This is a genomic window from Aquibacillus sediminis (assembly GCF_005870085.1).
Taxonomy (GTDB): domain Bacteria; phylum Bacillota; class Bacilli; order Bacillales; family Amphibacillaceae; genus Aquibacillus_E; species Aquibacillus_E sediminis.
This window is the reverse complement of sequence record NZ_SZNM01000021.1, coordinates 29,700-51,323: the sequence shown is the minus strand read 5'-3', so window position 1 is coordinate 51,323 and position 21,624 is coordinate 29,700. Positions and strand designations below refer to the sequence as shown.

16 protein-coding genes are annotated in these 21,624 nt (G+C 39.9%); 5 read left to right on the top strand and 11 right to left on the bottom strand.

Annotated elements, in window-relative coordinates; translation table 11 throughout:
• Positions 1–27: 27 nt before the first annotated feature.
• A complete protein-coding gene (locus FCI53_RS16395; RefSeq protein WP_138420125.1) occupies positions 28–1,668 on the bottom strand; it encodes a catalase in 1,641 nt (546 codons plus the stop codon).
• Positions 1,669–2,051: 383 nt separating this feature from the next.
• Here FCI53_RS16395 and FCI53_RS16390 point away from each other — a divergent pair, with 383 nt between their 5' ends.
• Positions 2,052–2,792, top strand: coding sequence for a MurR/RpiR family transcriptional regulator (locus FCI53_RS16390; RefSeq protein WP_138420124.1), 741 nt, complete (start codon positions 2,052–2,054; stop codon positions 2,790–2,792).
• Between the two features lie 313 nt (positions 2,793–3,105).
• Here the strand turns inward: FCI53_RS16390 and FCI53_RS16385 are convergent, their stop codons facing one another.
• A complete protein-coding gene (locus FCI53_RS16385) occupies positions 3,106–4,548 on the bottom strand; it encodes a glycoside hydrolase family 1 protein (protein ID WP_138420123.1) in 1,443 nt (480 codons plus the stop codon).
• A gap of 139 nt (positions 4,549–4,687) precedes the next feature.
• A complete protein-coding gene (locus tag FCI53_RS16380) occupies positions 4,688–6,256 on the bottom strand; it encodes a bifunctional metallophosphatase/5'-nucleotidase (protein WP_138420122.1) in 1,569 nt (522 codons plus the stop codon).
• A 175-nt stretch (positions 6,257–6,431) separates the two neighbouring features.
• On the opposite strand from FCI53_RS16380, the gene FCI53_RS16375 reads away from it, so the two are divergent.
• Genes FCI53_RS16375 through FCI53_RS16360 form a run of 4 tightly spaced genes read left to right on the top strand, consistent with a single transcriptional unit; the run spans position 6,432 to position 11,172 of the window.
• Complete coding sequence (locus tag FCI53_RS16375; protein WP_138420121.1) at positions 6,432–7,616, top strand: galactokinase; 1,185 nt, start codon at positions 6,432–6,434, stop codon at positions 7,614–7,616.
• The gene (galE, locus tag FCI53_RS16370; RefSeq protein ID WP_138420120.1) at positions 7,617–8,606 is read left to right on the top strand and encodes a UDP-glucose 4-epimerase GalE; all 990 of its coding nucleotides are present in this window, start codon (positions 7,617–7,619) and stop codon (positions 8,604–8,606) included.
• Positions 8,607–8,611: 5 nt separating this feature from the next.
• Positions 8,612–10,108 carry a UDP-glucose--hexose-1-phosphate uridylyltransferase gene (gene galT / locus FCI53_RS16365; protein ID WP_138420119.1) on the top strand — a complete coding sequence of 499 codons (1,497 nt, stop codon included), beginning with the start codon at positions 8,612–8,614 and terminating at the stop codon, positions 10,106–10,108.
• Positions 10,109–10,125: 17 nt separating this feature from the next.
• A complete protein-coding gene (locus FCI53_RS16360) occupies positions 10,126–11,172 on the top strand; it encodes an aldose epimerase family protein (RefSeq protein WP_138420118.1) in 1,047 nt (348 codons plus the stop codon).
• Between the two features lie 1,402 nt (positions 11,173–12,574).
• Here FCI53_RS16360 and FCI53_RS16355 read toward each other — a convergent pair.
• The 8 genes from FCI53_RS16355 to FCI53_RS16320 form a co-directional block, all read right to left on the bottom strand.
• The gene (locus tag FCI53_RS16355) at positions 12,575–13,786 is read right to left on the bottom strand and encodes an ROK family transcriptional regulator (protein ID WP_138420117.1); all 1,212 of its coding nucleotides are present in this window, start codon (positions 13,784–13,786) and stop codon (positions 12,575–12,577) included.
• A gap of 259 nt (positions 13,787–14,045) precedes the next feature.
• Entirely contained in the window at positions 14,046–15,029 is a 984-nt protein-coding gene (locus tag FCI53_RS16350) for an aldo/keto reductase (protein WP_138420116.1), read from the bottom strand.
• Between the two features lie 15 nt (positions 15,030–15,044).
• Complete coding sequence (locus FCI53_RS16345; protein ID WP_138420115.1) at positions 15,045–15,911, bottom strand: NAD-dependent epimerase/dehydratase family protein; 867 nt, start codon at positions 15,909–15,911, stop codon at positions 15,045–15,047.
• A 229-nt stretch (positions 15,912–16,140) separates the two neighbouring features.
• Positions 16,141–16,767: an ABC transporter ATP-binding protein gene (locus FCI53_RS16340; RefSeq protein ID WP_246050136.1), complete on the bottom strand. Its 627-nt coding sequence runs from the start codon at positions 16,765–16,767 to the stop codon at positions 16,141–16,143.
• A gap of 302 nt (positions 16,768–17,069) precedes the next feature.
• Positions 17,070–17,903, bottom strand: coding sequence for an ATP-binding cassette domain-containing protein (locus FCI53_RS16335; protein WP_138420114.1), 834 nt, complete (start codon positions 17,901–17,903; stop codon positions 17,070–17,072).
• Positions 17,904–18,146: 243 nt separating this feature from the next.
• A complete protein-coding gene (locus tag FCI53_RS16330; protein WP_138420113.1) occupies positions 18,147–18,986 on the bottom strand; it encodes an ABC transporter permease in 840 nt (279 codons plus the stop codon).
• Positions 18,979–19,974 (bottom strand): ABC transporter permease, encoded by a 996-nt coding sequence (locus FCI53_RS16325; protein ID WP_138420112.1) that lies wholly within the window; start codon positions 19,972–19,974, stop codon positions 18,979–18,981. Before FCI53_RS16325 ends, FCI53_RS16330 begins: the two co-directional genes overlap by 8 nt.
• 2 nt (positions 19,975–19,976) lie before the next feature.
• Entirely contained in the window at positions 19,977–21,587 is a 1,611-nt protein-coding gene (locus FCI53_RS16320) for an ABC transporter substrate-binding protein (RefSeq protein ID WP_138420111.1), read from the bottom strand.
• Between the last annotated feature and the right edge of the window lie 37 nt (positions 21,588–21,624).

The window sequence follows — 21,624 nt, the reverse complement described above, 5'->3', positions numbered from 1 at the left end:
ACAAGGCACTTTCCACGTTTTTTCTTTTTAATAAGGGTCGGCTTCATGGCCTTTTTCGACAGCATCATCCGTTGCTTTATTGGTAGCTAATGAGCCTTGTCCAAATTTTGATTGTCCTGCTTCACGGCCCGGAACTTCTTTTGTCATATTTTGCAATTCTTTCATCTTCATTTCAAGACCTTCTTTGACACGACGACCATAATCTTCATCTGCTTTGGTGAAATGATCAATCATCGCATCTTGGATTTTTTTGTCACATACGGCAAGTGCTTCGGAGAGATTTTTGATTAATTCATCGCGCTCCCAATCTTTAAAGCTTCGATATGTTTCGCCCGCTTGTCCATAATTATTAGGTCGATCAATTGGTGCACTCATTGCTGCTGCATTATAGGTTGGCCGATGAGGTGTACGCCCCTCTGAATCTGCTTCTTTAAAGCCTCCAAGCATGGATGGTTCATAGTTAATATGTGGATTTTCTCCAGATTCTCTTGGGTCACGAACGTCCATTTGCCCACGTTCTTGATTGGTACGAATCTTTGTTTTAGGTTCATTTACTGGTAGTTTTAAATAATTCGCCCCAATCCGATAGCGTTGCGTATCAGAGTAGGAAAACGTACGACCTTGCAACATTTTATCATCTGAAAAATCCATCCCATCAACAAGTACCCCTGTTCCAAAAGCAGCTTGTTCAATCTCTGAATGGAAATCTTTTGGATTACGATCCAGTACCATTCGTCCTACTGGTAACCACGGGAATTTATCCTCTGGCCAAAGTTTCGTATCATCTAATGGGTCAAAATCAAGTTCGGGATGGTAATCATCCTCCATGATTTGGACAAACAGCTCCCACTCTGGATAATTTCCTTCCTCGATTGCTTCGTATAAATCCTGTGTTGCATGCCCAACATTTTTTGCTTGAATTTCATCCGCCTCTTCTTGGGTTAAATTACGGATTCCTTGTTTTGGTTCCCAATGATATTTTACTAGAACGGACTCACCTTTGTCGTTCACCCATTTATAAGTGTTCACACCGGAACCTTGCATATGGCGGTATGTAGCCGGAATACCCCATGGAGAAAATAGAAAAGTAATCATATGGGTTGCCTCAGGAGAACGGGAAACAAAGTCAAACATCCGCTGTGGATTTGGAACGTTTGAAGCTGGATCTGCTTTAAATGCATGAATCATATCAGGAAACTTCATCGCATCGCGGATAAAGAAAATTTTTAAGTTGTTGCCAACGAGATCCCAGTTTCCATCTTCCGTATACATTTTCACCGCAAAACCACGAGGGTCACGGTCTGTTTCTGGTGCATGCTTCGATCCTGCCACAGTAGAAAAGCGAACCATTAACGGTGTACGCTTACCAGCACCAGAAAATACTTTTGCACGGGTATATTTTTCTACTGGTTCATCCCCAACTTTTCCATACGTTTCAAAATAACCAAATGCGCCAGATCCACGTGCGTGTACGACACGTTCTGGTACTTCCTCCCTATCAAAGTGGGAAATCTTCTCAATGAAGTGATAATTCTCAAGTGTAGCTGGACCACGGTTACCAATGGTTCGGATGTTTTGATTATCCGACACAGGATGGCCTTGACGGGTTGTCAATGTCTCACGATTTTCATCTTTGTTTGGTTTGTTTTTATCGTTGTTTTCTGACAAAATGATTCCCTCCTTAATAACATTCGCCAATAGTTTTCTCTTATAAGTTTGAACTATACAATGGAGTAGAAATAGAAACAGATACTTAATTTTCACCTTTTTAGGACTGTTTTTTTAGAGATTGATTTTTGTATAAAAGCTATATTTATGCAGTAACGTTTACTTGTTTTTCGCTTTGGCGCTGATCTAAGACATGAGGCTTGTCCCATATGAAACGGAGGTCCTGCTGAAACGAGTTCACAATTTTTAGTCACTAAGTTTATATCTCGCTTAGTACTCGGCTAATTTTCTTTAAAATGGAGTTCAACCTACTTAATTAATGGTTGGATAATAAATAACTGCGTATTATAATGAACGTATTAGTGCTTGAAATGAGGATAATCATGTTTACAAATGAACAAATTGCCGGTTTTTCAGAATTAGAATTTGCTTTATATAATTATATTATTTCAAACGAAGAAAAAGTCGTTTACATGAGGGTACGTGATTTAGCACAGGAAACACATGTCTCCACAACATCTATTTTGCGTTTTTGTAAAAAAATAGGCTGTGATGGATTCTCTGAATTCAAAGTAAAGCTCAAACTTCACTTAGAAAAAAATAACAACGATGATCATACAATTATAAATCCTAAAAGTGCTGTAAATGAATTTTTACAACGAACCTTAACACATGACTTTGAGGATAACATTCAGCACATTGCTTCCGTTATTGCCAAGGCGAATAATGTTATTTTTATTGGGGCAGGAAGCTCTGGCATTCTAGCGGAATATGGTTCCCGATATTTTTCTGGTTTTAAAAAGTTTGCCCTTTATATAAAGGATCCATTTCTGCCGATACACGGAAACTATTTAAAAGATAGTATTACGATTGTCCTGTCCGTTTCAGGTGAATCCCCAACGACTCTGTCACAGGTCAATCAATTTAAACAAGAAGGCAGTAAAATTGTCAGCATCACCAATCACTCCGATTGTTCCTTAGCCAAAATATCTGATTACAATTTATCTTACTATATCACCACTGAGTACATTGGCGATTCCAACTTAACAACACAAATACCAGTCGTTTATTTACTGGAGAGTCTTGCCAAAGCAACCTATCAACAGACACAGGATACGAACTGAATAACAAAACTTTTTCTATAAGATTATTGTTTTGCCGCAATAACGATAAAATTTGTGTAACATTTCACTTTTTAATAAGGAGTACCATGTGAAAGATTCTCCACCACTGACTGCATTGTAATGCGTAAAATCGTGTGTGATAAGCATTTAATCAGCTTGATCTCATGGTAAATGCACTTAACCGCGTTAGATTAGCTCTTATTCTTACGCGGGCTCTCTTTAAAAGCGCTTAACCGCGTTAGAATAGAGTCAAAAACCCCCAAAAAAGCAAGACATCCACTCAACCAGTGATGTCCTGCTTTTTTAATCGTATTTAATTCCGATCCACTAGTCCATTTGCTTTTATGACATCTTGGTACCAGTAGAAACTTTTCTTCTTAATCCGACGCAAGTCTTTTGGACCATCTTCATCACGATTTACATATACGAAACCGTAGCGTTTTTGGTAACCATTTAACCAACTTAGTAAGTCGGTAAATGACCAGGTGCAATAGCCTAATACATCAACACCATCACTAATAGCACCCTGGATTTCATCTAGATGGCTTTCAAGAAAGTCAATTCGATAATCATCGTTCACGACATCCCCATCTTCTAACGTATCGAAGGCGCCAAGGCCATTTTCTGTAATAAGGATTGGCAGTTGGTAACGATTAGCAATTCGACGTAGTGCGACTCTCAATCCTTTTGGATCAATCGTCCAATCCCAGTCTGTTGTTCCAAGGAAAGGATTTTTAATCGTTTTAAACAGGCCTGGTACTCCTGTATCGGAAGAACTCCCTTTTTTACCAGTTGTGTTCATTTTTGCTTCTCCAATTCCATCGAGTGGATTATACTCGTAGGTTGCCGTCTGGTAATAGTTTAATCCCATAAAATCAGGCTTCGCACTTGCTAGTAGTTCCATATCTCCATCTTCAATCGTTGGAGCTAACCCATGGTCTTCTAAGTAATTCCATATAGCTTGCGGATATTTGCCCCATGCATAGATATCCATCCACCAATGACTGTTCATTTCCTCTGCATTTTCAGCCGCAATCACATTGCTTGGATCACTGTTATACGGATAGGCTGGAGAGTAGGCAAAACTTGGGCCAACTTTACCATCTGGAACAAGTTTTCTAAATGATTGAATCACTTTAGCATTTGCTACGTTCGCTATATGATTTGCTTGATACATCCGCTTTAAGTCTTTCACACCTGGTGGATGTACGCCTGAACGATAGCCTAATCCAACAAAAATATTTTGTTCATTTAAAGTCACCCAGTGTTTAACACGGTCACCATAACGTTCAAATAAAATCGAACAATAATGGTTGAAGTCCTCAATAATTTGACGGGACTCCCATGCGCCATAGGCATCCATTAACGCTTGTGGCACATCCCAATGATAGACCGTTACAACTGGTTCAATGTCATGTTTAAGTAATTCATCGATTAACCGGTCATAAAATTTCAGACCTGCTTCGTTCACCTTTCCGCGACCTTCAGGTAGGATTCTGCTCCAGGCAATTGAGAATCGGTATGCTTTTAGCCCCATTTCTGCCATCAGTGCCACGTCTTCTTTATATCGATTATAGTGATCCACAGCTACATCACCATTTGTACCCTTATACGTTGTTCCTGGTTCTTTTGTATAAACATCCCACACAGATGGGCCTTTTCCATCTTGGTCCCATGCTCCTTCAATTTGGTATGCAGCCGATGCGGAGCCCCAAAGAAAATCGGCTGGGAAAGATTTCATTTTTTTATGTTCCACTATAGGTACCTCCTTTGGAAACTTACTATTTACAGGATAACGAATTACTAGATTCGAATAAATAGAACGAAACAAACCTGTACTTAATTCCACCGATAGAAACCTGTTCCACACATGTAACAACTCGTTCCAGTCTAATTCATTTGATCACTTTCCAATTTTGATTACATGCGGGTGCTATTGTTTCCCGTTTGAACAAGTAATCAGTGATTAGCTCTGGCATATCTGTGGAAATTTCTTTTATCACAGGTTTACCTTGAAACATCGTGTAATTCCCTCCACCAGTAGCCCGGTAGTGATTCATTACCACATCAAATTGCTGGTTTTGATCGACTGGTTTTCCATGATAATTCAATTGCACCACTCGTTCACCGACTGGATTGGATATGCTTAATTGATAGTCAATCCCTTCCCACATATCATAGTTGTAGTGTTGCGGTTTAGGTTCCACAAAAGCAGGGTTAACAACAATTTCTCCATCTTGGTTGAGTTGAAAGTATGTTGCTGACTGTTCCAACGCTTCCTTTATGTCCTTGCCAGATAACCGTAATACGGTCAATGCATTCGGATAAATGTAGTTTGCAATAATTTCTCGCATGGTTACGTGCGAGCTAAGTCCCGGGATCGTATTCGTGAATAGAGACGTATTGGAAATATCTACTCCCGCCGCCTCCATTTGTACCTTGTTAATAAACTCAATAAATGGATGCTCCCTCAAACGCGCCTGAAATGGATTCGTTATTTTCATATCACCATCGATTTTTCCAATTGGTTGATCTAACCACTGTTGGGTTGTGTGTTCCTGTTTACGGCTAAGTTCAAGAACTTGTTCATCTGCTTCCACAGTATCATCGATTGATATTAAGGTTGGTTTTGTATCGACTACTTGCCACTTTCCATTTTCATAGACAAGATCTATCTGTACGTCAGCTAATCCACGACCTTGGTGGCTTGGTTGTACAATCGCTACACCGTTTTGTTTTTCCGCTAACGACCGATGTTGATGACCAGTAACTAAAACATCAATCCCTGCTACTTGGGTACATATGTCATAAGCTCGATTCTCACCAGTTAGTTCTTCTGTTGGTTCACCAGTAGCTAAATCACGTTCAAAACCACCGTGATAAGCTACGACCATCACATCTGGTCTTTCTTCTTGTTTTAAATCGCGGACCCATCGCTTCGCTGTTTCAAGTGGATTACGAAATTGCAGTCCTTTAATGTGTTGGGTTTTTTCCCAATTTGGTATGTAGTCAGTGGTTATCCCCAAAACCACGACCTTCACTCCGTCGATATACTTAACGAGATAAGGATCCCCAATTGTTTCCCCTTGTTGATTGACGATGTTTGCCGCTAACCATGGATGATTGGATTGCTTTATCGTGGCTTGTAGATAAGCTAAACCATAGTTAAATTCATGGTTCCCAAATACGGAAGCATCATATTGCAAATGATTGATTACTTTGACCATTGGATTATCACTTTCAGATTGATACTTAGCATGGTAATAAGTCAGCGGACTGCCTTGAATTAAATCACCATTTTCTACTAATACAACATCATGTTGCTCTTTCTTTGCTTTTATAATAGTTGCAAGTTTAGCTAAACCTAAGTTTTGGTCTTGATGATCGAGATAATTAGTTGGATAAATGTAACCATGAATATCACTTGTAGCCAAAAGTGTAATCTGTTTTGAATTGTTTGACACAAACCGCACCCCTTTCTTTCAACCCGTCTCTTGGAATACCTTTATAGTATAGTAGCGATGTTTAAGATGTACACATTTGATAAAGAATTATGATTGATTTTTTTGGCTGTTCAGCGTACACTATAGTTAATAAATTAATTTAATTAAGTTTCAAGGTAAGGAATGGGGGCTAATAATGAATAAGCTAGAACTCTATCAAAACTATAAAACAATCTTTGAAACAAATGACACACCACGTATGTTTTTTGCACCAGGCCGGATCAACTTAATCGGTGAACATACAGATTACAATGGTGGCCATGTTTTTCCTGCCGCAATTTCTTTTGGTACGTATGCACTTGCACACAAACGTACTGACCGAAAAGTTCGCTTCTATTCTTTAAACATGGAAGAAAGCGGCATCATTGAGTGTGAGTTAGACAATCTTGCGTATAAGGAAAGCGATGATTGGGCCAATTACCCAAAAGGTATGATGCAGTATATTGCAAAGGCAGGCTATGACATTTCGACTGGGGTGGATATCTTATTCTACGGCAATATTCCGAATGGAGCTGGATTATCTTCCTCCGCATCAATTGAAATGGTTACCGGCGTTGTGATCGAGCAGTTATTCCAGCTAAAGATTGATCGCGTTCACATGATTCAATTAGGCCAGAAAGTAGAAAATCAATACATGGGTGTGAATAGCGGCATTATGGATCAGTTTGCGATTGGGAAGGGAAAAAAAGATCACGCACTATTATTAAACTGCCAAACATTAAACTATCATTACGCACCGCTTGATTTACAAAACTATAAAATTATGATTATTAACACAAATAAACGTCGTGAATTGGCATCGTCAAAGTATAATGAACGTCGTGAACAATGCGAACGAGCGCTAACAGATTTACAAACAAGCCTTTCCATCTCAAGCTTAGGGGATTTATCAAAGCAAGAATTTGAAGCGAATAAACACTTGATTACAAATGATATTGACCGTAAACGAGCCAAGCATGCTGTCTATGAAAATGACCGAACCATTCAAGCTTTAGTCTATTTACAAGCAGGCGATTTATCAAACTTCGGCAAATTAATGAACCAATCACATCTTTCTTTACAACATGACTATGAAGTAACTGGTGAAGAGTTAGATACAATTGTCGAAACGGCTTGGCAACAAGAAGGTGTACTTGGGGCTAGAATGACTGGCGCTGGTTTTGGTGGTTGTGCGATTGCGATTGTTGCAGATAATGGAGTAGATCGCTTTAAACAGGTTGTCACGACTACCTATCAAGAAAAAATAGGTTATCAACCTAGCTTCTATTTAGCCACTACCGATGATGGCGCAAAAGAAATAACGACAGAAGGAGTGTTATAAATGAGTGTATTAGTATTAGGCGGAGCAGGCTATATTGGCTCACATGCAGTTTATCAGTTAATTGATCAAAATAGGCAAGTCGTCGTCATAGATAATTTAGAAACAGGACATCGTGATGCCGTCCATCCTGATGCAACCTTTTACCACGGGGACATCCGTGATATAGAGTTTTTACGAAATGTATTCCAGAACGAAACGATTGATTCTGTTCTGCATTTTGCGGCAAACTCCTTGGTCGGGGAATCGATGGAGAAACCCTTGAAATATTTTGACAACAATGTACACGGAACACAAGTATTATTACAAGCAATGCAAGAGTTCAACATAAAGCATATCGTCTTTTCTTCCACCGCTGCAACATATGGCGAACCTAATGCCATTCCAATTACAGAGAATGCACCAACACAACCAACTAGCACATATGGGGAAACCAAATTGACGATGGAAAAATTAATGAAGTGGTGCGGGGCAGCTCATGGTACAAAGTATGTATCTTTACGCTACTTCAATGTGGCGGGTGCACGAGGAGAAATCGGCGAAGACCATCAACCAGAAACACACTTAATTCCGATTGTTCTACAAGTAGCACTTGGACAACGCGACCATATTACCATATTCGGAGACGACTACAATACGGATGATGGTACGTGTATTCGTGATTACATTCATGTAGAAGATTTAATTGATGCCCACTTGTTAGCCTTAGACTATTTAAAACAAGGTGGCGAAAGTAACATCTTTAATTTAGGTAGTAGCCAAGGTTTCTCTGTCAAACAAATTATTGATACAGCAAGAAACGTGACGGGGAAAGAAATCCCTGCAAAAATTGGCGACAGACGTGCTGGTGATCCAAGTACTTTAATTGCCTCCTCGGATAAAGCGAAGCAAGTACTTGGTTGGCAACCAACCCGTACATCGATTGACCGCATTATCCAAGATGCTTGGACCTGGCACGCACAGCATCCAAGCGGCTATCGAAAGGAAGTGTAAGCGATATGTCTATTTTCACAACGATATCTCAACTTATTGACAAAGGCGTACAAGCAAAACTAATCGAGCACCGCGACCGTATCTATGTGCGTAACCAGATATTAGGGCTGTTACGGCTAGAAAACTTCGAAACTACAGAAACAGAACCTACTAATTTATCTATCCCAGACTTACTGGAGGAGATGATTGCCTACGCCATCGATCATGACGTGATTGAAAATGTACTAGATGACAAAGAAATACTATCTGCTAACATCATGAACTGTTTTCTATCCAAGCCATCAGAAATAAACAAGACATTTTATGATTACTATCAACAGTCACCAAAGCAAGCAACCGACTATTTTTATCACTTAAGTAAACAGAGCAATTACATTCAAATGAAGCGAATCAGCAAAAATATTCATTATCAAACTGAAACACCATATGGGAATATGGATATCACGATTAATTTATCCAAACCAGAAAAAGATCCTGAGCAAATTAAACGCGAACGTGCAAAAAAACAAAAGGTGAGCTATCCCACTTGCCTCTTATGTTTAGAAAACGAGGGCTACGTTGGCCGAACAGGACATCCAGCTCGATCTAACCACCGCGTTATTGAAGTTCCTATAGATAACGAAACATGGTACCTTCAGTATTCGCCATATGTATACTACAACGAACATAGTATTTTGTTTAGCGAGCACCACCGCCCAATGAAAATTGACCGTGGTTCATTTGCAAGGTTGCTGACATTTGTAGAAAAGTTCCCACACTACTTCATGGGTTCCAATGCTGATTTACCAATTGTTGGCGGGTCTATCTTAAGCCACGACCACTACCAAGGTGGCAGCTATACTTTCGCAATGACAAATGCGGAAGACTTATTCAGTTTTACATTATCAGACTATCCCGACATTGATGCCTCCGTAATTCGATGGCCAATGTCTGCTATTCGCCTAAAAGCCACATCCAAACAATCACTGATTGATGTAGCTAACCATATTTTAAACACATGGCGTAACTATAGTGATCCTTCAGTGCAAATTCAAGCATTTACAGGGGATGTCCCCCATAACACGATTACACCAATTGCGAGAATGCGTGGCAATCACTATGAACTAGATTTAGTGCTAAGAAATAATCGAACAACAGATGAACACCCACTCGGAATTTTCCACCCCCATGAAGATGTTCATCATATTAAGAAGGAAAACATTGGTTTAATTGAAGTGATGGGACTTGCTGTTTTACCAGCCAGGCTTAAACTAGAATTAGAAGAAATTCGTAAGTTCTTATTGGATCAAGACGCAGATGTAGCTAACTATCATGTACCATGGGCCGAATCCATGAAGGAAACTTATCAAGCAAATCTCACTAAAAACAATGTAGATCAAGTGATGAAAGACGAACTTGGAAAAAAGTTCACAAAAGTTTTAGAGGATTCCGGTGTATTTAAAGCGAATGAAATAGGGAGAACTGCTTTCCATAAATTTATCGAAACAGTAAACAACAGCTAATCTAGGAGGAACATAACATGGAACTACGCACACAATCACTATCAACTCCTTCCAATTGGAAGCGCTACACACTAGTAAACGACAATGGAATGGAAGTTACTTGTCTTAACTACGGCGGTATTATTACAAAAATTTTAGCACCAGACCAGCATAACCATTTCGAAAATGTGGTATTAGGTTATAAAAATGAACAAGATTACCTCCACAACCCTAACTTTTTTGGTGCATTAATCGGGCGCGTTGCAGGCAGAATTCAAAATTCTACCTTTTCCATAGACGGTACAACCTATGAGCTTGATGCGAATGAGGGCCCTAACCATTTACACGGTGGAGCAAATGGCTTTGATCGAGTCATTTGGGATGTAGAACCTTTTGAAGAGAGCGATAAAGTGGGCTTAACATTAACACACACTAGTCCAGATGGTGAAGGGGGTTACCCTGGGACAGTTCAAGTACAGGTCACTTACACACTAACAAACGACAATCAATTGCAAATCACGTATGACGCTCAATCAGATAAGAAAACGGCATTAACACTAACGAACCATTCTTATTTCAATTTAAGCGGAGATCTCAAACAGGATATTTTACATCATGACGTGACGATTGATAGTAGTCATGTAGTTGAACTTGATGATACACTGATTCCAACCGGAAATAAACTGGAAGTAGAGGGGACTGTATTTGATTTTCGCAACGGCCGCCAACTAAAAGATGGCGTCTCCTCTTCTCACCCACAAAACCAATATGCCGGAAACGGATACGACCATAACTTCATTTTTGATAAATATAAGCAACATGACATTGTTGTTCGTGACGAAACAAGTGGTCGTCAATTAACGGTTGATACAGAACAACCTGGATTCGTTATGTATACGTCAAATAATTTAGATGAAAGTTTACAACTTTCTGAAGGTGTTTCTAAAAAGTATTTGGGTGTTTGTTTAGAAACTCAAGGTTCACCTGCGTCCCTTGAGCATCAAGGGTTTCCTTCGATTGTTTTAGACAAGGACCAACCGTACCGTTATACCACGACGTTTACCTTTGGAGTAATTGAAAAGTAATATAAACAAACGCTTCCCTCAGTCTTTTCTGGGGGGAGCTTTTTTTATTTGGGCTGTTTGTAAGTATCGTGCGGAAATACTTAACGCACTCTCGACAGTTTCACGGTCTATTTGTTACTGGAACTGTCGTGATAGGGGGTCTCTCGACACTTTCGTCGGCTATATGTTGTTGGAACTGCCGTGACAGAGGCTCTCTCGACACTTTCTAGGGCAAAATGATATTGGAACTGCCGTGACAAAGGCTCTCTCGACACTTTCATGGGCTAAACGTTGCTGGAACTGCCGTGACTGGGACTCTCTCGACACTTTCGTGGACTAAATGTTATCGGAACTGCCGTGACTGAGGTTCTCTCGACACTTTCAAGGACTAAATGTTATCGGAACTGCCGTGACTGGGGCTCTCTCGACACTTTCGTCGGCTATTTGTTGCTGGAACTGCCGTGACAGAAGCTCTCTCGACACTTTCGTGGGCTAAATGTTGCTGGAACTGCCGTGACTGGGGCTCTCTCGACACTTTCTAGGGCTATTTGTCGCTGGAACTGCCGTGACTGGGGCTCTCTCGACACTTTCGCGGGCTATTTGTTGCTGGAACTGCCGTGACAGAAGCTCTCTCGACAGTTTCTAGGGCTAAACTAATCGGCGCATGGCAGCGGGAAGTTAATTCAAGTAGTACCGAGTCAGAGGTCGTGCCCATGGAAAACGTAGTAGTATTCTACCAAATCGATTTTATTAAGCTTAATTCAAATCAAGAAAAGGTTAAGTACACAAATGTAACGTCGGATTCTATATTTAATGCATTAATTCAGGCAATTAATAAACAAAAAAACCGATTCTTAACTTTAATTAGTTAGAATCGGTTAATGGATCACTTTGAAAATATTGGTTTTGAATCATATAAACATCCACCTTTACTTTCATTCATATTTGACTTATAAGTAACGTTTTCCGTACATTTCCATACCTACTTTGAATGCATCAATTAATTTTCTCATTATTTTCAACTCCTTTGTTTTTGTTAAGTCTATTATCTACTAATTTGGTAAATGTTACAAAGGAGTTGGAAACGGAAACATATTCAATGAAAACGGGAACATATCCGATGAAAACGATAATATCTCTTTCAGCCTTACAATCTCGCTTTTTTTCTTCTATTTACTTTACAACTTGAATTTCCCATTATAATAGAGTGGTACTAACAATCAGTGGGGATTCGTTCATCCACTGATTGTTAGTACCACTAGGGAGATACTCAGGCCCCTGAACTAATCGGGGTGGAAGCAAAAGTTTACTCCCACTTAAACATTTCCTATCATGTTTTGAAGCAGGAAACTTACTGACGATTGCACCGGGATAAATGGGATTATTTACAAAAAGCTCGTTTACCCGTTCATCATCTGCCAGCTTAGTTAGCAGTATTCGGACTAAATAAGTCAACTAAAACTAACGCAACTGCACCTAACACCGTTGCATTGCTTCCCAGTTTAGAAACGGTAACCTCTGTTTGTTTCGACTGTACTGTTAAAGCACGTTTTTTTATCGTGTGTAGGATCGGATCAAGGATAAACTCGTGTGCGTTTGAAACACCTCCACCAATGATAATGCGCGTTGGATTCACAATGTGGATTAAATTAGTTAAGCCAACACCTATCGCAATACCCGTTTGATGTAAATGTTGGATCGCAAAACGGTCATCTTGCTTCGCTGCCCGATAAATTATCTCGCCCGTTAACCGGGATAAGTCTCCATCGACCATGGAAGGTAATTTACTTTCATATCCATGCGCCAAAGCCTCTTTTGCTCTTTTGACGATAGCTGGACCTGAAGCAATCGTCTGCAAACAACCTTGGTTGCCACATTGACATTCTTCTCCATTAAGGTCAATTGTCATATGCCCTATTTCACCAGCTAAGTCATGCTCTCCATGATACAATTCCCCATCAATCACAATTCCTGCTCCAATTCCCGTTCCAATGTTCACCGCCAACATCGACTTCGTATCATGACTTTCCCCAAACCAAGCTTCACCTAACGCAAAGGCTCTGGCATCATTTTCTACATTAACGATAAGATCAAATGCTTGTTCCAACTCCTGTTTAATTGGCACATCCCGCAACTTCAAATTTGGCGCAAACAGCGATATACCTTCGTCAACATCGACTACCCCATGCATCGCAACACCAATACCAATAACTTTACTTTTTATATAATAATAACGGTCTAAAATGTCATTGATTCCTTCTTTCAACGTACGGATAAATTCCTGTTCTGATATCGGCATCCGAATACGTTTTTCGACTTGTTCAATCACTTCACCAGATAGATCCGCTAACACGAACACGATATCTTCAGGACCTGCATCAATACCAATAATAAAAAATTCACTATTGTTGATCACTAACATTGTCGGTTTCCGACCACCTTGCGACGTACCTTGAGCACTTTCTTTAATAATTCCTTGTTCAATTAGTTCTTTTACAATCGTGCCAACAGTAGGGGGTGTTAATTTCGTATCTTTGGCAATTTGCGCCCTTGAAATCGGACCATCTTTGCGAATTTTATTTAAAATAATCGACTTATTTAGTGATTTCATCCATTGAAAACTTCCTCGTTGCATGTCTCTCATCCTTTTTTTATGACATTCATTAATGGAAGTATACCATGTTAACTAAATTAAATTAATTAATAAATATTTTTTGTAAAAATGTGTCCGAAAATGTAAAAATATAGCTTACCAAGTAGACTTGGTAAGCTAGTAAAATATATCTTTAAAAGGACGTGTTTAAAAAAGCAGCTAATAAGAATCAAGCGTATGCTGTTAGATCCCGTACAAACAAGCCACTAGAACTCCGCTATGTTATTTTGGGACCGCCTCTTTAGTAGACACCCCGAATATGATCATGTACTTGTTCTTGGTAAAATTGCGCGATTCTCTCCATTTCTGCTTGCGAATAACCTTTTACGTCGATTGCTTGTAAATTGTCTTCCACTTGTTTAACATTTTTAAAACCTGGAATAACAGTGGAGACTGCATCATGTTCTAAAATCCATTTTAGTGCCGCTCTTGTCATACTTGCTCGGTCCTCAGCAATCCATTTCAACTCGTTGCTAAGTTCAACACCTTTAGCAAACTCTAAACCACCAAATGTCTCGCCAACATTAAATGCTTCTCCATTCTGATTAAATCTACGATGATCGTCTGACTCAAATTGGTGATTTACAGAAAATTTACCTGTTAGCAATCCACTAGCAAGCGGAACACGAGCTAAAATGCCCACACCTTTTTCTTTTGCTTGCGGGAATAACTGTTCCAATGGTTTTTGCCGTAGCATATTAAAAATGACTTGAAGTGTACTTACATTAGGTTGCTCTAAGCAATACAAGCCTTCTTCAACTGTTTCAACACTAACACCATAATAACGGATTTTTCCTTGTTGCTTAAGTTTATCTAATACATCAAACACTCGCCCATCTTTCAAAATCTCAAATGGTGGGCAGTGAATTTGGAACAAGTCGACTTGTTCCCGCTCTAATCGTTTTAAACTTGCATCAAGATACGCCGTGACCGACTTTTCTGAATATGTTTCAGGATCATGAATATCTCCTGCACGGCAAAACTTCGTGGCAATATGGATCTCATCTTCTTTTCCTTTTGTCGCTTTTGCTAATAATTCTTCACTATGGCCATCACCGTACACATCTGCTGTATCAAAAAAGTTAACACCAGCATCCATTGCTCGCTGTAAACCTTTTAACGCCTCTTGGTCATTTGATTTCCCCCAGGCACCACCAATTGCCCAAGTACCAAAGCTTAATTCACTTACTTTTAAATCTGTATTTCCTAACTGGCGATAATTCATATCTATCAACCTCACTTATTTTAAAACTTTTGAATCAACCTCTACATTGTCACGCCATTTATGTACGGGCTGCCATCCTAATACTTGTTTTGCCTTTTTATTACTTAACAGTGTTTCATATCCATTTAAAGGTTCTCTGAAATCTGCAACCTCTGGAAAACAAGTCTCCATTAATTCACGACTCTTGATATCCATACTCGTATCATCGGCTGCTATATTTAACGCAACCGTTCCTAGACCATCTTTTTCGATAGCTAACCGGTATGCTGAAGCCGCATCACGCGCATCAATATAACTCCACAAAATAGGCTTTCTTTCTTGGGGGTTATGAATAAAACTAGGGAAGTTTTCATACATATGTGGCGCAATCACATTACCCACTCTAAGAGAAACAACCTGCATACCCGTCCGGTTATAGATCATTTCCGCTGTTTGCTCATTAACCATTTTCGATAGCCCATAACTATCCTCGGATAACCTCGGATGTTCTTCATCAACAGGCACATATTGTGGACCTAAATCACTTTTAGCAAATACAATGCCATAGGATGACTCACTAGAAGTAATCACCGCTTTTTTGATACCCAATGTTCCTGCCGCTTCCAAAATATTAAACGTTGACATTGTATTGTTTCGAAATGTTACATCAGTTGCAACCATATATGCTCTAGGAATGGCTGCCAAATGAACAACTGCATCCGCACCCGCTAACACATCATATGCTTCACCCAGGTTCGTTAAATCAGCCGCAATCGTTTCACACATTGGATTTTCTGGTACCTGGTGGTCCACGTTTAACACATCATAACCATGATCTAAAAATTCTTTAATCACCGAAGGGCCTAACAATCCACTTCCACCTGTAACTACAACTTTTGTCATTTCAATACCCCCTGAAATGTTTTCGCTTTCACAACCATTATACAACCAATAAACAAAGTTTGAAAACTAAAACACTTACTAGCTGCATATAATGTGACTGTTTTTTGAAGGAGTATTTAAAATATAGCTGCTATACATTATATAAGTGAGATTTAGACTAGCTCTTTAGCAGTGATAGAAGTCTTTCCGTATGCTATTTTTTGCAAAAAAAAGAACTATACATTATAGTTCATTTTTTCGTCTCGTATTTATCCCTAATCATACTAAAGTCAACCATTCGATCACTCACTCTATTCAATAGAGCATTGTCATGGCTGATAGCAAGAACACCGATATTTTTCTTTTCTACCATATGAAGAACAGTATGCCAAATTTGAGCTTGGGTAATTGCATCCAACATCGTTGTCATTTCATCCGCTATAAGATAACCCGGAGAGGCTCCCAATGCTCTTGCTAAACAAATACGCTGTAACTCCCCGCCTGACAGTTCACTCGGCCAACGCCTTAACCAATCTTTTTTTATCTCTAAATCTTGCAGCAACTCATCAGTATACGTTCCGCCTTCCAGTAGTGTCTTTTCCATGCGCCACCTTGGATTTATTACCTTTTCCGGATGTTGCCATACTAACTGTACTGGGTGTGGAGCATTCTTTTCCTGTAGAAGGTAACCATCAATGGTAACTCTTCCGTGGTTTGGTTTTAAATAACCGGCTATAATTTTAGCTAACGTTGTTTTTCCGGCGCCACTTTTACCTGTTAAACCTACCACTTCACCTGGTTTAACACCGAGATTCACATCTTCCATAATCCATGACCCAGTCCCGTATCGGTAACTTATTTCTCTAGCTTGTAACACTGTTTCACCTCTAGACTTTAACTGAAGTTTGTTTTTAATAAGATTATTTTGATTGTTTAAGTTCGAATGAAACATAAACTCCGACATAAATTCATCATAATTCCTGCCATTTTAAAAAAGGTAATTACCGCTACGGAAATACACTACGCTTCCCATAGGTAGCTGAGAGCGTGCCCATGGAAAGCGGAGTATTCTACCCAAGCGACCGTAAGCACCTAATTTAGTTAGGAAACAGAAATTCATAAATATCAGTTACGTCAATGTTTCTATCATCTACAACACTTCACCCACATCCCCCCCACTCACGGGGTATGGAAACCGTTTTGGGGTAAGGCATTCCAAAGTTGTTTTGTATATGGGTGTCTTAATGCTTCCCCTTTTCCATAAAAATCTTTTACATTTGCAGTTTCTATTGTTTTCCCATCATTGAAAACAACAATTTTATCCGCTAACCTCAGAGCTGTCCCAATATCGTGTGTAATAAACATAACCCCTTTACCTTGATCGGCGAGTAACCGGATTGGACGTATACTGTCCTCCAATGCTTGCTCATCTAACCCAGGTGTTGGTTCATCGGCTACAATTAACTCGGCACTACTTACCATCGCAATCGCAATTAATACACGTCTAGCCATACCACCTGACAATTGAAACGGATAGTTTCTTTCTACCTTTTCATCTAAACCAACCGCTGCAAATATCTCTCTTTGTTTTTCTTTTTTGTTTTTTCCTTTTATCATTGTCCTTACTTGTTTACCAGCTTTCATTAATGGATCTAGTGAGTTAACAGATTGCGGGATCATCGCAATTTCCGTACCGCGTAACTGTACTTGATCTTGTAACGTAAGAGCTTTTCCTTTATATTTTATTAAGCCGCTAACGGTTGCATTAGCCGGTAGCATGCCTAAGATGGCATTAGCAAGTAAACTTTTACCAGAGCCACTAGCCCCAACAACCGCTACAATTTCTCCTGTATCTATTGTCATATCCAGTTTTTTTATCGCTTGTTCGGTTGTTTCTTTAAGGCCTCCGGTGTATGTGGTAAACGATAGTGCAAAATCCGTTACTTCAAGTAATCGCGAGGAACGAAAATGTGTCCCTTCTTCCTGTTTGTGTGATGCTCGGTTTATCCTCATCCCCCTACCGTACTCCTTTATTTAAATATGGTTTTTATTGATAGCGCCCGAACCAAGCTTAACAGCCGAGCACTCCTGATATTGTTTAAGTAAGCTTTCATTGCACAAAGGCTTTTGGATAATGTGATAAAGTGCTTTCCTCTTAGGGTTGGGCCGTATGTATGTAGGTCTTTTCTTACGTTATCCTTGCTCTTTTCCCTCGATAACGTACATTTTGAATCCATCACACAACCAAGCAAAGCATTACTTCATCGCATGATAGGGATCAATCATTTTTCGAACACTTTGTCCTAGTAAATCAAATAGGGCTACCATACATACAAGGGAAAGTCCCGGGAAAAATGCAAGCCACCACATGCCTGTAGTTAAATAATTCATTGATTCTGATAAAATAACGCCAATAGCTGGTTGTTCTGCAGACAAACCAAACCCTAAAAACGTAACAGCTGCTTCATGTAAGATCGCATGCGGAAATAATAAGGTGAATCCGATTAACAACTGTGGCATTAAATGAGGTAAGTAGTGATGTCTAGCAATCCACCCTCGTGTTTTCCCTAATCGTTTTGAAACTTGAATATATTCTGCTTGTTTGATTTGCAGTAATTCTGCCCGTAGTACACGCGTTAAACTAGGCCAATGGGTCAAAGATAAACCAATGACCACCCCTTTGAACCCACCGCCAACCGTAAAGGAGATTAAGATCAATGTCACCAAATGTGGCACACTTAAAAAAAGATCAATCAACCAACTAACGAGTCGGTCTGTCCAACTACTCCAAGCCGCAACAAGACTAAGTAACAGTGCGATACATGTACTAGCAAATGCGGCTAGCACCCCAACACCGAGACTTAACACAAGTCCTTTTAATGTCCTTGCTAGCATATCTCTACCAAGCCAATCTGTCCCAAACAGGAAATCTAAGGAAGGAGATTGGTTTCTCAGGTCAAGGTTAACCCCCAATCGGTCAGGTCCTATTAGCAAACTTGATACCACCATGATCAACAGCAACACTAGTGCAATGACGATTTTCGCAATCGTACGTTGCCTCAAACTATACTTTCTTTTCCTTACTTTATTATTCATAGTTCCCCTCCGCTCTTATTCGCGGATCAATGATTCGATAAAATACGTCAGCTAATAAGTTACCTATAAAAACAAAGAGTGCACTAAATAAAACAATACCAAGAAGTAATGGTACATCGCCTTCTAAGCCTGCCTGTACGATTGCTTGTCCTAAGCCTGGATAGGAAAATACTTGTTCCGCTAATACCGCACCACCAAACAGTTCTCCAAAAGAAGCAAACTGTAACGAAATCGCGGGTAAAGAAATATTTCGTAACCCATGTCGCCAATATAAAGAAAAGCCCTTCTCTCCTTTTGCTTTAGCAAACCGGACATAGTCACTGTTCAGTACTTCGACTAGCTTTTGACGTGTGTGTAACGCTACATTAGCAACGCCAACGATACTTAATGTTAAGGCAGGTAAAACTAAATGTTTCAACCGATCAAACAACGTGACATCTTCTGCTAACATGCCAGCAGGTGATCCAAGACCAATCGGGAACCAGCCTAACCAAACAGAAAACGCCATTAGCGCTACTAGCCCTAACCAAAAAGTTGGTGTCGAAGCGAGAATAAAACAATACCCTTTAATGAATCGATCTAACCAGGATCCTTGCTTCATTCCTGCTATTGACCCAAGGATAAAGCCAAACAAACCAGATAATCCCCAAGCAACTGCCATTAATGCTAACGAAGCCAAAAATCGTTCTGCAATAACGTCCGTGACCGGAACACGGTATAGCAGAGAAGTTCCTAAGTCCCCTTGGCTTACTGCCTTCACCCAATGAAAAAACTGACTGGTTTTGGATTCATTTAATCCCCAGTATTCCGCAATTTGTTGCCGTTGTTCCGGGCTAACAAGCATCATGTCTGCCCCAATATACGAACGGACAGGATCAATTGGGGAATTGCTAATTAAAATGAAAGATAGCAAGCTAATAGCCCCTAACAAGGTGATTAGCCTTATTAACTTTTTCACTATATAAAAAATTATCTGTTTAGGCTGCAAAACTAATCTTCCCTTTCATCTGTCCAGTGCCAATTGGTAATAAAATCGGTAATCGGCCATCCATGACCATGTGGTTGTACTTTTTGCTCACCAATGTTTAATCCTTCTCTTATATAGTACAGGTGATCTAAGTTAACTAGCCATGCCCATGGCGCATCCCCTTTTGCACTATGCCCTGTCTCTCCATCCCATTGAGCTTGTTGCCAATATTGATTTGCTTCCTCTTGTGAAGTGGCATGCATGGCTTGTTGCAAATAATGATCGACCGTCTCATTGGAGTAGTAGTTGGCATTGTAATACCCTTCACCTCTTGTTTCACTACTAAAAAGGTTATAGATTTCAATAGGGTCATGACTTCCCCACCCCATCATTACTGGATTAGAATACATTAGTGTTTCCAATTCACTCCAACTTTTCCCTTCTGTTCTGATATCCATACCAAAGGGTTGTAACTGACTGGCAACTGCCATAGCAAGTGACTGTCGAATTCTGTCTCCTGTTGGGTAATGTAATGTAAATGCAGCCTTCAACCCGTCTTTTTCGAAAATACCTTGTTCTCCTTTAAACCAGCCAGCCTCATTCAAAATGGCAGTTGCTTCTTCTGGGTCGGCATCTTCAATTACTGTATCCGCATTCCACCACGGCAAGCCATCTGCTACAGTATAAGCAGGGGTGCCATGACCTTCTAAGACGCCTTCTACTAATGCTTCCCGATCTATCGCTAGATTAATTGCCTGGCGAATTGCTCGATCAGCTGTTACATCATGGCCAATCGGGTGTCCTTCTTCCGTCTCCTCACCAGTTTGCACATAAGGGAACATAATTCCACGATTATCAACACTTTGAACTGCCGCTAAGTCCATACCGTCGATTGTTTGGTTCGCATACGTCGCCGGTACAGAAACAACATCAACATCGCCGGCTTGGGCTGCTGCTAGTGCTGACTCCTCGGATAAAAATAGAAAAGTTAACCTTTTAAAAGAAGGGGTATCTCCATAATAATAAGGATTTGCCTCCACCATTAACTGTTGTCCTTTATCCCACTGCACTAGTTGATAAGGGCCAGACCCAACTGGCTGTTCACGATACTGATCGTTATAGGCATGTTTAGGAACAATCCCTGTTGTTACTAATAAACTAACAAATGTTGACTGGGGTTGTTCTAATGTAAACTGAACCGTATACTGATCCATTTGTTCTATTGTTTCCACATTCGTTAAGTCAATAACAGATTGACTCTTAGCGGCTGTCTCAAAGGTAAACACAACATCTTCAGCAGTTAACGGCTCCCCATCGGAAAATTGCACATCATCACGAATGGTAACCGTCCAAACTAAACCATTATCGGAAACCTTATAATCTTTCGCCAAATCTTCCACAATCGAAAGATCATTGTCCCTTTTTAACAATGTACTTTGAAATAGTGGCGATCCATAACGCCCCCATCCAGTTGTTGGATCAAACCCTTCATCGGGTTCACCTCCTACAGCCAACACTAACTGATCGTCTCTTTCATCCTCGTTATTTGCTTTAGCGTTATCTGAATTGGAGCACCCAACCATTACAATGCTAGCTAGCATGAACACTAAAAAAACTATCTTTCGCTTAGACATGTTTCATCCCTCTATTCATTGTGTATAGAATCATAAT

Excerpts from the sequence above, each read along its gene's own strand:
- FCI53_RS16390 (WP_138420124.1), top strand. The coding sequence starts at position 2,052 with ATGTTTACAAATGAACAAATTGCCGGTTTTTCAGAATTAGAATTTGCT.
- FCI53_RS16375 (WP_138420121.1), top strand. The coding sequence starts at position 6,432 with ATGAATAAGCTAGAACTCTATCAAAACTATAAAACAATCTTTGAAACA.
- galE (WP_138420120.1), top strand. The coding sequence starts at position 7,617 with ATGAGTGTATTAGTATTAGGCGGAGCAGGCTATATTGGCTCACATGCA.
- galT (WP_138420119.1), top strand. The coding sequence starts at position 8,612 with ATGTCTATTTTCACAACGATATCTCAACTTATTGACAAAGGCGTACAA.
- FCI53_RS16360 (WP_138420118.1), top strand. The coding sequence starts at position 10,126 with ATGGAACTACGCACACAATCACTATCAACTCCTTCCAATTGGAAGCGC.
- FCI53_RS16355 (WP_138420117.1), bottom strand. The coding sequence starts at position 13,786 with ATGCAACGAGGAAGTTTTCAATGGATGAAATCACTAAATAAGTCGATT.
- FCI53_RS16350 (WP_138420116.1), bottom strand. The coding sequence starts at position 15,029 with ATGAATTATCGCCAGTTAGGAAATACAGATTTAAAAGTAAGTGAATTA.
- FCI53_RS16345 (WP_138420115.1), bottom strand. The coding sequence starts at position 15,911 with ATGACAAAAGTTGTAGTTACAGGTGGAAGTGGATTGTTAGGCCCTTCG.
- FCI53_RS16335 (WP_138420114.1), bottom strand. The coding sequence starts at position 17,903 with ATGAGGATAAACCGAGCATCACACAAACAGGAAGAAGGGACACATTTT.
- FCI53_RS16330 (WP_138420113.1), bottom strand. The coding sequence starts at position 18,986 with ATGAATAATAAAGTAAGGAAAAGAAAGTATAGTTTGAGGCAACGTACG.
- FCI53_RS16320 (WP_138420111.1), bottom strand. The coding sequence starts at position 21,587 with ATGTCTAAGCGAAAGATAGTTTTTTTAGTGTTCATGCTAGCTAGCATT.